This is a genomic window from uncultured Butyricimonas sp. (genome assembly GCF_959596855.1).
Classification (GTDB): domain Bacteria; phylum Bacteroidota; class Bacteroidia; order Bacteroidales; family Marinifilaceae; genus Butyricimonas; species Butyricimonas muris.
The window spans coordinates 1-12,857 of sequence record NZ_CAUFYA010000007.1 but is presented as its reverse complement, the minus strand read 5'-3'; the positions used below and the strand labels follow the sequence as shown (position 1 = coordinate 12,857).

General features: G+C 46.9%; 14 protein-coding genes. 9 read left to right on the top strand and 5 right to left on the bottom strand.

What is annotated here, in order from left to right; genetic code table 11:
• Positions 1–6 precede the first annotated feature (6 nt).
• The 4 genes from Q5866_RS04645 to miaA all read left to right on the top strand — a co-directional run bounded on the left by Q5866_RS04645 (position 7) and on the right by miaA (position 2,268).
• On the top strand, positions 7–318 hold the full coding sequence (locus tag Q5866_RS04645) for a DUF2752 domain-containing protein (protein WP_186975705.1): 312 nt from the start codon (positions 7–9) through the stop codon (positions 316–318).
• 10 nt (positions 319–328) lie between these two features.
• On the top strand, positions 329–655 hold the full coding sequence (locus Q5866_RS04640; RefSeq protein WP_099292851.1) for a CCC motif membrane protein: 327 nt from the start codon (positions 329–331) through the stop codon (positions 653–655).
• 13 nt (positions 656–668) lie between these two features.
• Entirely contained in the window at positions 669–1,274 is a 606-nt protein-coding gene (locus Q5866_RS04635; protein ID WP_099292849.1) for a hypothetical protein, read from the top strand.
• Between the two features lie 91 nt (positions 1,275–1,365).
• Entirely contained in the window at positions 1,366–2,268 is a 903-nt protein-coding gene (miaA, locus tag Q5866_RS04630) for a tRNA (adenosine(37)-N6)-dimethylallyltransferase MiaA (protein ID WP_303179144.1), read from the top strand.
• Positions 2,269–2,334: 66 nt separating this feature from the next.
• Here miaA and Q5866_RS04625 read toward each other — a convergent pair whose 3' ends face one another.
• Positions 2,335–3,327, bottom strand: coding sequence for a DMT family transporter (locus Q5866_RS04625; RefSeq protein WP_303179142.1), 993 nt, complete (start codon positions 3,325–3,327; stop codon positions 2,335–2,337).
• Between the two features lie 105 nt (positions 3,328–3,432).
• On the opposite strand from Q5866_RS04625, the gene Q5866_RS04620 reads away from it, so the two are divergent.
• Together Q5866_RS04620 and rd are read left to right on the top strand one after the other, a co-directional pair.
• Positions 3,433–4,806 carry an aldehyde dehydrogenase family protein gene (locus tag Q5866_RS04620; RefSeq protein WP_303179140.1) on the top strand — a complete coding sequence of 458 codons (1,374 nt, stop codon included), beginning with the start codon at positions 3,433–3,435 and terminating at the stop codon, positions 4,804–4,806.
• 49 nt (positions 4,807–4,855) lie between these two features.
• Positions 4,856–5,020, top strand: coding sequence for a rubredoxin (gene rd / locus Q5866_RS04615; protein WP_099292841.1), 165 nt, complete (start codon positions 4,856–4,858; stop codon positions 5,018–5,020).
• A gap of 221 nt (positions 5,021–5,241) precedes the next feature.
• On the opposite strand, the gene Q5866_RS04610 is transcribed toward rd, so the two are convergent.
• Entirely contained in the window at positions 5,242–6,852 is a 1,611-nt protein-coding gene (locus tag Q5866_RS04610) for a fumarate hydratase (RefSeq protein WP_099292839.1), read from the bottom strand.
• A gap of 423 nt (positions 6,853–7,275) precedes the next feature.
• On the opposite strand from Q5866_RS04610, the gene Q5866_RS04605 reads away from it, so the two are divergent.
• From Q5866_RS04605 to Q5866_RS04595, 3 genes are read left to right on the top strand one after another with little or no spacing between them, the layout of a single operon-like run.
• Complete coding sequence (locus Q5866_RS04605) at positions 7,276–8,541, top strand: M48 family metallopeptidase (protein WP_368502011.1); 1,266 nt, start codon at positions 7,276–7,278, stop codon at positions 8,539–8,541.
• A 12-nt stretch (positions 8,542–8,553) separates the two neighbouring features.
• On the top strand, positions 8,554–9,792 hold the full coding sequence (locus Q5866_RS04600) for a competence/damage-inducible protein A (protein ID WP_099292835.1): 1,239 nt from the start codon (positions 8,554–8,556) through the stop codon (positions 9,790–9,792).
• A complete protein-coding gene (locus tag Q5866_RS04595) occupies positions 9,779–10,189 on the top strand; it encodes a DUF3795 domain-containing protein (protein ID WP_303179134.1) in 411 nt (136 codons plus the stop codon). Before Q5866_RS04600 ends, Q5866_RS04595 begins: the two co-directional genes overlap by 14 nt.
• Before the next feature lie 32 nt (positions 10,190–10,221).
• Here the strand turns inward: Q5866_RS04595 and Q5866_RS04590 are convergent, their stop codons facing one another.
• From Q5866_RS04590 to Q5866_RS04580, 3 genes are all read right to left on the bottom strand, one after another.
• Positions 10,222–10,830: a GNAT family N-acetyltransferase gene (locus tag Q5866_RS04590; protein WP_227214969.1), complete on the bottom strand. Its 609-nt coding sequence runs from the start codon at positions 10,828–10,830 to the stop codon at positions 10,222–10,224.
• A gap of 5 nt (positions 10,831–10,835) precedes the next feature.
• The gene (locus tag Q5866_RS04585; RefSeq protein WP_303179131.1) at positions 10,836–11,609 is read right to left on the bottom strand and encodes a class I SAM-dependent methyltransferase; all 774 of its coding nucleotides are present in this window, start codon (positions 11,607–11,609) and stop codon (positions 10,836–10,838) included.
• A gap of 300 nt (positions 11,610–11,909) precedes the next feature.
• A partial coding sequence (locus Q5866_RS04580; RefSeq protein ID WP_303179129.1) for a hypothetical protein occupies positions 11,910–12,857 on the bottom strand: 948 nt, incomplete at its 5' end.

Here is a 12,857-nt window from a genome sequence, read left to right as displayed (position 1 = left end):
GGATGAATGGTGATATTCACGCGAGAGCTCATTAATTGGCTGGAAGCGCACCAGTTGCCTTGTCTGGTGAAGGAATCTATCGGTATCGAATGTCCCGGTTGCGGGTTTCAGACAGCGGTTTTTATGTTGTTAAGGGGAGAGATTGTCAATTCCGTGAAAACTTACCCGGGATTAATCCCTTTGATTGTGTTTCTAGCCCTTGCGGCAGGGCGTATCGCGGGAATAAAAAAAATATCGCCCGGCATATTAAAAATTACGGGTTTTGTTTGCTTGATAATAATTTTAATTTCATATTTGCTTAAATTAATAACCCACTAAAACGACAACGATGGAGATTATTGAAACGAAGAAAAAAGACCTCCCGAATGCAACGGCAGTGTTGGTATTGGGAATATTGTCACTGGTATTTTGCTGGTGCTACGGTTTCGTTGGATTGGTGTTGGGGATTCTCGCCGTGGCGATGGCTTCGTCGCCTCGCAAGGCTTATTTGGAGAACCCGGACGAGTACACGGAGGCATCTTATAAAAACGTGAGTGCCGGGCGTGTTTGCGGGATCATCGGGATTTGTGTCGCGTTGGCGGTAGTCGCTTTCGTTATCCTCGTTATACTGGGTGTTACGGCACTGGGTGTCGGTTCGGCGTTGATGCTAGGTTAAAATTAAATAACATATGGATTACAGATTTGAAATCAGTTTACCGACTAGTTCGGATTTTAGGTGTGAAATCGCGGTTGGAGGAGAACAGACATTCCAACAGTTTCACGATAAAATTGTTGAGACGTTAAATTACGACAGTTCTCAAATGGCTTCTTTCTTCACGTTAGACCGGATGGGGAACCGGGTGAAAGAAATCGCTTTGATGGATATGGCCGTGGATGACGAGGAGAGTGAAAACCTCGTTATGGACAGCACGAAGATCAGCGATATCATTAAGCCGGGATGCCTCGAACTGGAATACGTGTACGATTTCTTTTCCAACAAGTATTATAAGGTGGAATATGCCGGGGAATATATCCGCGATTCGTCGGACGTGATGCCGGTTTGTATTGCTTGCGAGGGAGATATCCCGGAACAATTCTCGTATGACGAGAGCAATGCTAACTGGGAATTTGACAAGCCCGAGGAAGAATATGACGGCGATTACGACGACAGTTTCATGGAGGAATTCGGGAATGACAGTTATGACGACGACGATCGTCAGGATCGTGACGGTGATGATGATTACTATAGGGATTCCCGTTACGAGAGTTTGGATGATTATATTGATAGACTTTAGTAATTTTAGATTTAAAGATTTTAGATTTAAGATTGATTTTCTAAAATCATAAATTTGAAATTATAATCGTAAATCTAAAATCTTTAAATGGATGAAGACATTGCTGGTATTGTTAGGACCGACGGGAGTGGGGAAGACTGACTTGAGTATAGAGTTGGCGAGGCATTACCGGACATCTGTAATTTCTTGTGATTCCCGACAGATTTATAAAGAAATGAATATAGGAACTGCCGTACCGGAGCGAGAGCAACTGGCGGCAGTTCCTCATTTTTTTATTCAGACTGTGTCCGTGCGGGATTATTTTAATTGCTGGGAATTTGAGCAGCAGGCTTTACGTAAGATACGGGAGCTTTTCGAGGAGAGGGATGTCGTGGTTATGGCGGGCGGTTCGATGATGTATATTGACGCGGTGTGCAAAGGGATTGACGAGATGCCTACTATTGACGACGAGGTGCGGGCGTCGGTGAAAGAGATGTTCGAACGGGACGGGATAGAAGCCTTGCGTCTGTTACTAAAGAAGTTAGATCCGGAGTGGTATGCGCGAGTGGATCTGAAGAACGGTAAACGGGTTATGCACGCGTTGGAAGTTTGCCTGATGACGGGAAAGCCGTATTCTTCTTTTTTGACGCGTTCCGTGAAAGAGCGGGAATTTAATATCGTGAAGATCGGACTGAACCGGGAACGGGAAGAATTGTTCGACCGTATCAACCGACGCGTGGATATTATGGTTGAATCGGGTATGGAGGAAGAAGCGCGAGCCCTTTACCCGTTGCGGCATTTGAACGCGTTGAACACCGTGGGATACAAGGAATGGTTTGATTATTTTGACGGGAAGTTTGACCGGGAAGAGGCTATCCGTCTGATAAAGCGTAATACCCGCCGTTACGCCAAAAAGCAACTTACATGGTATCGTAACGACCCGGACATCCATTGGTTCCATCCCTCCCAAAAAGAGGAAATCCGCTCCATTTTAAATTCCTTAATTTTAGATTAAGTGATTGAATTACCCTTTCTTGTAAGGGAATCCATTTTCAATTTTCCATTTTCAATTTTCAATTATTTAGTCCGTCATGTATTGTTTCGGCTCCAGTTGCTTGGTGCGTCGGGGCGGCATGAGTAGGATAAGGAACGAACCTAAAATGATAATGCACCCGAGAATATAATCCTTTATATCCAAATCGGGTTTTAAATTGATAGCGTAAACTGCGACAAGCGATTCGAGCCCGTAGGTCAGCATGGGTTGGAATGCCCGGAAAGTCATAAAGGTTTCTGCCGTGGCGGTTTGTAGGGTGGCGTAATACAGGTAGGTCGACAGGGAAGTTAGCATGAATCCCGTGAGGCACGCCGACACGATGGTCGTGGGGTGAAGGATATCTTCAATTCGAGGCAAATAGAACCACGAGGGATGGCTGTCGAAGAAGCCCGGGGCGAAAATATGTTCCCCGATGGCGATGACGGTAAGTGCCGACATCACGATAATACCACCCCAGAACATGGTGAACCCGGAAATACCGCATTTCTGGCGGGTGGTTGTGTCGGGACTCGCGATAGTTGTTTTCTCGACCACGATAGCGCGGGTGCAACTGGCTATAATAACTGCGGACATGAGTACGCTGACTCGTAATTGTATGGCTTCCGGTAGCGATTGTATGAATAACACGATGCCCACCATGATGACGATCATACCGAAAATATTACTCGCGTGGGGGCGGCGTTTAAAGAAAATGTAAGCGAAAATCGTGGTCACCACTATTTCCCCGTTTATCAATAAACTCGTTTCCGTGCTGGTGATATACAGGTAAACGGCGGCAAGAAAAAAGTTACGGCATATTTGAAGTATCGTGTACAGCCACGAGTATTTTACACCCGAACGCCAACCTTCACGGGTGACGGGTTTTCGGATGAGCAACAGTGCCACTCCTGCCGAGAATATCTGTAACGTGGCGAACACGAGAATGTTCGCTTCCAAGTACACGATGCAGAAGCGGGTAATAACGCTGATTATTGCCCATGTGATAATAGATAACAACGCGTATAGGGCACCTATTTTCATGCTTGGTTATTTTAATTTGGTTCGGATATAACGATATGTTCGGGTGAAAAGTTTTTTATTAAAATAAAATATATCTTTGTTTTGCTAAATATAACAGAACCGGTAATGACAGAATTGAATATGCGGTGCGGGTACGTGGAATCCCTCCAAGTGTTTTACAGGCAGGGAATTACTCGTGATATTTCATGGCGATTGGCGAAATTGAAAGAATTGAAAAAAGCTATTCTTTCACGAGTGGAGAGTATAAACAAGGCTTTGTGGGTGGATCTGAGGAAGTCCGAGGGCGAGGCATACCTGACAGAGATCGGGGTGGTCATCGGCGAGATAGATTATCACGTGAAGCATTTGAGGCGCTGGGCGAGAGGAAAGCGGGTGCCCACCCCGTTACCTTTTTTGCCTTCTCGTAGTCGGATCGTGTACGAACCTTACGGGGTGGTGCTTATTATAGCTCCTTGGAATTACCCGTTCCAGTTAATTATGGCACCTTTGATCGGGGCTATTTCGGCGGGGAATTGTGCCGTGTTGAAGCCTTCTCCTTTTGCCTCGGCGACGACAAAGGTGCTCGGGGAGATTGTTGCCGCGGTGTTTGATCCCGGTCATGTGGCTATGTTTGAGGGGGATGGGGAAATGGTCAATCGCTTGCTGGAGGAGCGGTTCGATTATATCTTTTTCACGGGAGGACCTCGTTTCGGGAGGCAGGTCATGGAGGCGGCTTCCCGGCATCTGACGCCCGTGACGCTGGAATTGGGGGGTAAAAGTCCCTGTATCGTGGATTGGGATGCGAATCTGGAGATTGCGGCTCGGCGTGTTGCTTGGGGGAAGTTCCTGAACGCGGGACAGACTTGCGTGGCTCCGGATTATGTTCTTATTCCGGCAGAGCATGAAGCGGCTTTCGTGGAGGCAGTGAAACGCGCGATACAACTTTTCTACGGGGAGAATCCCGCGGAGAGCCCGAATTACACGAGAATTATTCATCAGGAAGGAACGAAACGTCTGATGAAGTTGATGCATTCCTCCGGGCAAGTGGTCGTGGGGGGAGAGGTCGATGTTGAAGATAAATATATCGCGCCGACCGTGTTGACGGGTGTGGAGCCGGATAGCCCGATCATGCGGGAAGAGATTTTCGGACCGGTTTTGCCGATTTTGAATTACAAGGAGTTGGATGAGGCGATAGATTTCGTGAATGAACGAGAAAAGCCTTTGGCGTTGTATTATTTCGGACCTTCGGCGTCGGCAGAAAAAGTGTTGAAACACACAACTTCAGGCGGAGCTTGTATCAACGATACAATTATTCATGTGGGTAATTTTCATTTACCTTTCGGGGGTGTCGGAACGAGCGGGATGGGCAAGTATCACGGGAAGGCAAGTTTTGAATTGTTCAGTAATTTGAAATCTGTTGTAATTTCTCCCACCTTTATTGATAACCATTTTCGTTATGCCCCGTATAAGCATTTGAAATTGATTAAAAAATTTATGTGATGTCTGATAAGAATTATTATATTTGTTGAAATTTAAAAACAATAGCGCTATGAAAAAGTACATTTGCACAGTTTGCAGTTATATCTATGATCCCGCGGAGGGTGATCCGGACGGGGGTATTGCACCCGGAACCGCTTTTGAAGATATTCCGGAAGATTGGGTTTGCCCGCTTTGCGGCGTCGGTAAAGAAGACTTCGAACCGGTAGAGGAATAAAAATTAAAAAGAAGACCGGCTAACTTTTGAGAAACATTTCATTTCAGTTAGCCGGTCTTTTTTTATGTATGCGCTATCTTTATTTCACCCTTATCCCATCTTAAAAATACTGCTTTTACATACCATTGACGTAGCATGGACGCTCGTGTACGTCCATGCTACGTTCATGCTACGTCTATGCTACGTTCATGAGGTAGTGTATAGGTAGCCTAAGGGTAATTTTAATGTGCCCACTCGGCGAAGAAGTCGTTTCCTTTGTCATCGACGATGATGAAGGCGGGGAAGTTTTCAACCCGGATTTTCCGGATAGCTTCCATTCCTAATTCTTCGAAAGCGACGATTTCAACCGATTTGATACTTTCCTTGGCAAGGATTGCGGCAGGTCCGCCGATGGAACCGAGATAGAATCCGCCATGCTTCTTGCAGGCGTCGGTAACGGCTTGCGAACGGTTACCTTTGGCAACCATAATCATGGAACCGCCGTGGTCTTGGAACAAGTCAACGTACGGGTCCATACGTCCGGCAGTCGTGGGACCGAAGCTCCCGGATGCCATACCTTTGGGTGTCTTGGCGGGACCGGCGTAATAGATCGGGTGTTTCTTGAAATATTCCGGCATGGGTTTGCCCGCGTCGAGCATCGCTTTGATTTGGGCGTGCGCGATATCGCGTGCCACGATCAGGGTTCCCGACAGGTTCAAACGAGTTTTTACCGGGTATTGGCTTAATATCTTCAGAACTTCCTCCATGGGTTGATCCAAATCTATGTCCACGGCAGGGGCTAGAGCCGGATTCTCGGCGGGCAGGAAACGTGCGGGATTCTTCTCGAGTTGTTCGAGGAAGATTCCGTCTTCGGTGATCTTCGCCTTGATGTTGCGGTCGGCACTGCAACTGACACCGATTCCCACGGGGCAGGACGCGGCGTGACGCGGCATACGGATTACCCGTACATCATGTACCCAGTATTTGCCGCCGAATTGTGCCCCGATACCCATATCTTGGCAAATTTTCTGTATTTTGGCTTCCCATTCCAGATCGCGGAATGCCTGACCGCCCTCGTTTCCCTCGGTAGGCAGGTTGTCGTAATATCCCGCGGATGCTTTCTTCACGGTCGCCAAGCAGGTTTCGGCAGAAGTTCCGCCGATGACCACGGCCAGGTGGTAGGGAGGACAAGCGGAAGTACCCAAGTCTTTCACCTTTTCCTTGATGAACTTGGTCAACGCTTCCTCGGTCAGAAGGGCTTTGGTCTGTTGATAGAGGAAAGTCTTGTTGGCAGAACCGCCTCCTTTGGTGATAAACAGGAACTCGTATTTATTGCCTTGCGTGGCGTACAGGTCGATTTGCGCGGGAAGGTTCGTTCCGCTGTTTTTCTCGTTGAACATGGTGTAAGGTACTACCTGCGAGTAACGCAGGTTGCGATCGCGGTAGGTTTCATACACCCCTTTGCTGATCGCCTCGGCGTCGTTGAATCCGGTCCACACGTTTTCACCTTTCTTGCCGATAGCGATGGCGGTACCCGTGTCCTGACAGGTGGGGAGTTCTCCCTCGGCGGACACGACTTGATTCATTAACATGGTGTGAGCGACAAATTTATCGTTGTCACTGGCTTCCGGGTCTTGTAGGATATTGGCTAATTTCTGCAAGTGAGAAGCGCGAAGATAGAAAGATACGTCGGCGTACGCTTCCCGGGCAAGTAATTCAAGCCCCTCTTTTTCAATCTTCAGTATTTTACGTCCTTCGACTTCTATTGTCTTCACGTAATCCTTTGTTAATAAACGATATTCCGTGTCATCTTTCTGTATCGGAAATGGTTCTTGATACTTGAATTCTGCCATAATCTGTATTGTTTTTGTGTTTATATTCTATTGTTCCATAACGGAAAAATTTCTTTAATTTGTCGCAACGAAATTAGAATTAATAAATGAGAAACGCAAATTATATTTACACGGGGCAAACGCGTCAAAACGCTTTTTGCCCTTTTAGTCAAAAGTTTATAAAGTTCATAAGGTTTATAAGGTTCTTAGACCCTGCGGGGCGCTTTGTCCACGGCAGCATGGCTGCCGGTAAACCTTGTCCGAAGGACGCCCGTTACTTTATGAACTTTATAAACTTTAGGAGCTGAAAGCTCAACTTTATGAACCGGGCAAAAAGCGTTTTGACGCGTTTGCCCTAGCAGGTTACATTTGCCTCTGGCAAGTTGCAGGTTATGAAATTTGTTGTATCTTTGTTCAAGAATTTAAACTTGTAACTTGCCGCTTGTGGCAAATGTAACCTGTAACTTTACCGGAGGTAAAATGATATTTATTGTTATTGTTGTTTTCCTGTGTCTGGATTTTATCCTTGAACGGGTGCTGGAACATTTGAATTTTAAGCATATGTCGCCCGTGTTACCCGAGAGTCTGAAGGGTATCTATGACGAGAAGGAATACGGTCGTTTCCAGTCGTACAAGCGGGAAAACGGACGGTTGGACAGTTGGAGTTCCGGGTTCGGCTTTGCCGTGATGATGATTTTCCTTCTGGCGGGCGGTTTCGGGTGGTACAATGATTGGGTGGTGTCCGTGACCGATAGTGCCGTGTGGCAGACACTTCTTTTCGTGGTCGGGTTATCTTTGGCTTCATCCGTGCTGGATATCCCTTTCGATTATTACGCTACTTTTCATATTGAAGAAAAATACGGGTTCAATAAAACCACGAGGAAGATTTTCTGGCTCGATGCCGTGAAGGAATTACTGGTTTCTCTTGTCATGGGAGGCGTGTTGCTGGCGCTTGTCGTGTGGTTCTACACGTGGGCGGGCGCTTCTTTCTGGTTGTACGCGTGGAGAGTCGTGATCGTGTTTTCGCTTTTCATGGGGATGTTTTATTCCCAGTTGATAGTGCCTCTGTTTAATAAACAGACTCCTTTGCAGGAGGGGAGTTTGCGGGATAAGATTCAGGCGTTTGCCGGGAAGGTGGGATTCAAGTTGGATAATATATACGTGATCGACGGCTCGAAACGTTCGACAAAGGCTAACGCTTATTTCACGGGGCTGGGGCCCAAGAAACGGGTGGTGTTGTACGACACGTTGATTGACGATTTGACGGAAGAGGAGATCGTTGCTGTGCTGGCGCACGAGATCGGGCATTACAAGAAACGGCACACGTTACAGTCCATGGGACTTTCGATAGTGCAAACGGGTGTTATACTCTGGCTGTTTTCCCTGTGTGTCGACAACGCGGCGTTGTCCGGGGCGTTAGGAGGCGATAAGGCGTATTTCCAGTTGGGATTGATGGCTTTCGCTATACTTTATTCTCCGGTTAACTTGATTTTGAGTATCGGCATGAACGTGTGGTCACGGAAGAACGAGTACGAGGCGGATGCTTTCGCCGGGACTCATTACGAGGGGGAGTATCTCGTGTCGGGATTGAAGAAAATATCGGTGAAGTCTTTGAGCAATCTGACGCCTCACCCGCTGTACGAGTATATTCATTATTCTCATCCTTCTTTATTGAAACGGATTAAGGCAATTAAACGTATTCACGAATAAAAATGTAAATCCATGAAAGCGATCATTATTACAATCGGTGATGAAATCCTGTTAGGACAGATACTGGATACCAATTCACAATATATTTCGAAACAATTGACTCGCCTCGGGGCGGAAGTGATTGATATTTTATCTATTGCCGACGATCGGGAGGAGATATGCCATTGGGTGGATTACGCCATGAAGCGGGCGGAGCTGGTTATCGTGACCGGTGGGCTCGGACCGACGAAAGATGACGTGACGAAGAAGGTGTTGGCGGATTATTTCAATACCCGCTTGGTGATGAACGAGGAGGTGTTGAAGTGGATCGAGAAGTTGTTGGAGAACGGGGGAATGAGTATGAACGAGGCGAATCGCGGTCAGGCTCTTCAACCCGAATCGGCAAAGATTCTGTTCAACCGCAAGGGGACGGCTTCCGGCATGTGGTTCGAACGGGACGGGAAAGTATTGGTTTCTTTGCCGGGCGTGCCTTTCGAGATGGAGGATTTGATGATGCAAAGTGTGGTTCCCGGGTTGCAACACTTGTTCCCGCACCTGCAACTGGATTACAGGATGCTGAAGGTGTATGATATCCCGGAGTCGGAATTGGCTATCCGATTGAGTCAATGGGAAGAAACGCTTCCCGAGGGATTCAGTCTGGCTTATCTGCCTTCCCCGGGATTTGTTATGTTGCGATTGACGGCGAAGGGAAAGCAGGTGTATAATTTGGATACCCGTTTCGACGGGTTGAAAGAAACACTGGAGGGATTGCATTACACGGAAGGAGAGAACGGGGGGACGGAGCGGGAATTGGGAGAGTTGCTGTTGATGAAAGGAAGGACGATCGCTACCGCCGAGAGTTGCACGGGTGGGAATATTGCCGCCCAATTGACTTCCATTGCCGGGGCTTCGGCTTATTTCAGGGGAAGCGTGGTCGCTTATGCCAATGACGTGAAGGAACGGGTGCTTGGGGTGAGCCGGGAGGATCTGGAACAATTCGGTGCCGTTAGCGAACCCGTGGTGCGACAAATGGCAGAAGGTGTACGCCGCCTGATTGGGACAGACTACGGGGTGTCTACGTCCGGCATCGCGGGACCCACGGGTGGTACGCCGGAGAAACCGATCGGTACGGTCTGGATCGGTGTTGCCGGACCGGGAAGGACGGTCGCCCGCAAGTTTACCTTTTCTTTTACGCGGGAAAGGAATATCGGCAAAGCTACCGTGAAAGCGATAGAGTTGGTTATTGAAGAAATTCGCGGTGGAAATAGATAATTTTTTCAAGGAAAATTCGGTTGCCCCGTGTGGGGTGAATTGTGGGGTGTGTATGGCTTATTTGAGAAAGAAAAAGCCATGTAGGGGATGTTGGTCTGATGGTGTGAAGATGAAACATTGTACCTCCTGTCGTATTAAGAATTGTCTTCTTTCGCGGGAATCCGGGGGACATTATTGCCACGAATGCGAGAAGTTCCCTTGCTTGTCGGTGAAAGGATTGGATAAACGATACCGGACTAATTACGGGATAAGTCTTATCGATAATCTTAGACGGGTGCAAGAAGTTGGTGAAGTTCGTTTCTTGGAAGAGGAACGGGAAAAATGGAGATGTAAAGCGTGTGGGAATGTCCTGTCCGTACATTTGAAAGCGTGTATGTTTTGTGGTGGAGAGAGATGAGAAAATAGGGCTAACCAGCCCTATTTTCTTATTTACTTCAACTGAGTGTCTGTGACGTGTTTCTCTTTGTACGGAAAAGCTTTGTCATATTCTTCTATTTCTTCTTCGGTCATATCGAACACGACGTCTTCATAGAATTTGCCGGATATTTCGCACAGACTTCCTTTTGCCAATTCATAGACCATGAATGGCTCGAAATTCTTACCCTCGTGCGTGGTAATATTGAATTGGGCTGCATTCACGAAACCGAATCTATGGTAATATGCCGGGTTTCCCCAGAGAACGATGGCTTTATATCCCATTTGTCCGGCAACGTTTTTCGTGTGTCCTATTAACCGGGTGCCGATTCCCTGTTTCTGTACTTCCGGTGCGGCACAAATCGGTCCAAGGTAAAGGATTGTATGTTCCTTCTCTTCTTTATCCACGACTTTTGCCCGGGTACACACGACATGCCCGACGATCTTCCCTTCGTGTTCGGCAACAAAGTTAAGTTCGGGAATGAAACAATCCGCTTTTCTGATTTTGTGTAATAACAGGTGTTCTGACGCTCCCGGTTGATACACGTCCCAAAAAGCCTCCCGTGTCATGTTCTCCACGTATGCGTGGTCTTGCTCTTTTTCTTGTCTGATAGATATTTTCATGTATTTTAATTTTTTATTCCGATGTAGAATACATAACCGTAATACGATTTGTATCGTTGATAGAGATTGCTCTCGTTCAATTGTCCGGTCACGAAGGTTTTGGCGTCATCGCTGTACTTGTATTTTTGCAGGAATGATTCCGCGTGTTCTTGCGCGGGACGGAAGAAGTTTTCTGTCCAACAATTTTCGGGTAACACGAAATGTGCCGCGGGAGTATATCCCGCCTGTTCCATTTGTTTTACTTTGGTCGAGATCAAATCGATTTCACTGTAATGGAATGTCCAGAAACGGTCTATTTCTTCGGGACGTGTCGGCGTGAACCATGATGCTTCCGAAACGGCAATTATTCCTCCCGGTTTTAGAAATTTTTTCCACTCGTTCAATCCTCTCTCGTACCCGATGTTGTAAATTGAACCCTCCGCCCAAATCAAGTCCAGTTCGTTTTCTTTAAACGGTAATTCTGCCATAGAACCCGTGATTCCGGATACCCGGTCGCTGAATCCATGTTGTTTCATGCGATCGTTTACTCTGGCAATCATCTTGGGTAGTAAATCAATAGCCGTGATTTTCCCTCGCATGTTCGCCGCGAGGGTTAGGGTTTGTCCTCCCGCCCCGCAACCGATATCGGCGATTTTTGATTCCGGGGATAGATTCCCGACGAAGCTTAACGCCAGTTTTGTTACCTCTTCACTTCCGGGACCTTGACGATCCAATGGTGAGAAAAAGTCTTCGATCATGTTCATGTCGAAGTCCGCGATTAATTTCAATTCTTCTTTCATGATGTACTTGTTTTTTGAATAATGAATAATATGTTTTGAATCACGTGCTTTTCGGGCACAAGGATTCAAATGATGATTTTCGAGGCACCCGTGGATGTGCTTCAAAACCTTAAAAGTGTTTTCAATAAGAAATCATTCCGGATGGAATACCCGAATCGAAAAGCCCAGTCTGAAAAGATTACAGACTGTTAATTACGCATTTATCTTCTTAGAATTTGTTGTTTTCAAAAAGCAATTGTATTATTTTCGGGAGTAAAGATAGTGCTTTTTGGGTTATTTCCAATAGTATGTGTCATTTACTTACCGGTTGTAGTATATTATTCCCCCGATTAGTAAAAGTCCCAAGATGATCGTGAACACGATTTTCAGGGTACTGTAGGGGCGATCCCCCGTGACTTCTCCCGTTCTTCCGTTCACGAAGAAGTGGTATACTTTTTTGCCATACAAGTAAGACGACATGTAAACAGGCAGTAATATCAATTTGAATTTGATGTTGTCGTACCGTGTGTTTTTTGATAAAATCCGCTGTTTGTCGCCACCGATGTCCCGTCGGATGGCAGAGTCTATTTGTGTTGCCATTTTGCCTTGGGCAATCTCGAATCCTTGGGTGAGGTTGATGATGTATTTTTCCGTGATGAACCCGCTTAGGAAACGGTTGTCCATTTCCACGAGGTTTTCCGTGTCCCAGTCTTCGATTTTTGCCACGGTTCCCGAGGCGATTAATTTGGACGCCGGAACCATTACATCGTCGAAAAAGAGGGATATGTTTCCGTCGCGGTAACTCCACGCCGTGCGGATTACCGTGCGTCGGTTTTTGCCTGTTCCTACCGAGGTCGTGTAGGTAACACCCCGTTGTCCCGTGTATTGGGTTTCCGTTTGTGCGTCGTATGTCCAACAAGGGATATACACGCCTTGCATTTTTTCGGAGCAACGGGCTTGTTGTTTCAAGTTACCGGGTGCGAACCATAATTTCCGTAACCATTTGTGGAGGCAGTCATCAATTTCTTTACCGGAGATTTGGAACGGTAGCAGGTAGGATGGTTTGAACAGTCGTTCATAATGCGCGTCGGCTTCAATCAAGGGAGTACCGCAGTAGGGGCACTCCATGGATTTCATGTTTTCGTCGAATGTCGATTCGGCGCCACATTTCCGGCATTTGATGATGTTTGTGTTGCGCGTGTTGAGTTCTTCAACGTGCCCGGCAAGGAATGCGAAGCATTTCGTTTCCTCGCGAAGCAACATGGCGGC

Excerpts from the sequence above, each read along its gene's own strand:
- Q5866_RS04645 (WP_186975705.1), top strand. The coding sequence starts at position 7 with ATGGTGATATTCACGCGAGAGCTCATTAATTGGCTGGAAGCGCACCAG.
- Q5866_RS04620 (WP_303179140.1), top strand. The coding sequence starts at position 3,433 with ATGACAGAATTGAATATGCGGTGCGGGTACGTGGAATCCCTCCAAGTG.
- Q5866_RS04590 (WP_227214969.1), bottom strand. The coding sequence starts at position 10,830 with ATGAAAATATCTATCAGACAAGAAAAAGAGCAAGACCACGCATACGTG.
- Q5866_RS04635 (WP_099292849.1), top strand. The coding sequence starts at position 669 with ATGGATTACAGATTTGAAATCAGTTTACCGACTAGTTCGGATTTTAGG.
- Q5866_RS04585 (WP_303179131.1), bottom strand. The coding sequence starts at position 11,609 with ATGAAAGAAGAATTGAAATTAATCGCGGACTTCGACATGAACATGATC.
- miaA (WP_303179144.1), top strand. The coding sequence starts at position 1,366 with ATGAAGACATTGCTGGTATTGTTAGGACCGACGGGAGTGGGGAAGACT.
- Q5866_RS04640 (WP_099292851.1), top strand. The coding sequence starts at position 329 with ATGGAGATTATTGAAACGAAGAAAAAAGACCTCCCGAATGCAACGGCA.
- rd (WP_099292841.1), top strand. The coding sequence starts at position 4,856 with ATGAAAAAGTACATTTGCACAGTTTGCAGTTATATCTATGATCCCGCG.
- Q5866_RS04625 (WP_303179142.1), bottom strand. The coding sequence starts at position 3,327 with ATGAAAATAGGTGCCCTATACGCGTTGTTATCTATTATCACATGGGCA.
- Q5866_RS04610 (WP_099292839.1), bottom strand. The coding sequence starts at position 6,852 with ATGGCAGAATTCAAGTATCAAGAACCATTTCCGATACAGAAAGATGAC.
- Q5866_RS04600 (WP_099292835.1), top strand. The coding sequence starts at position 8,554 with ATGAAAGCGATCATTATTACAATCGGTGATGAAATCCTGTTAGGACAG.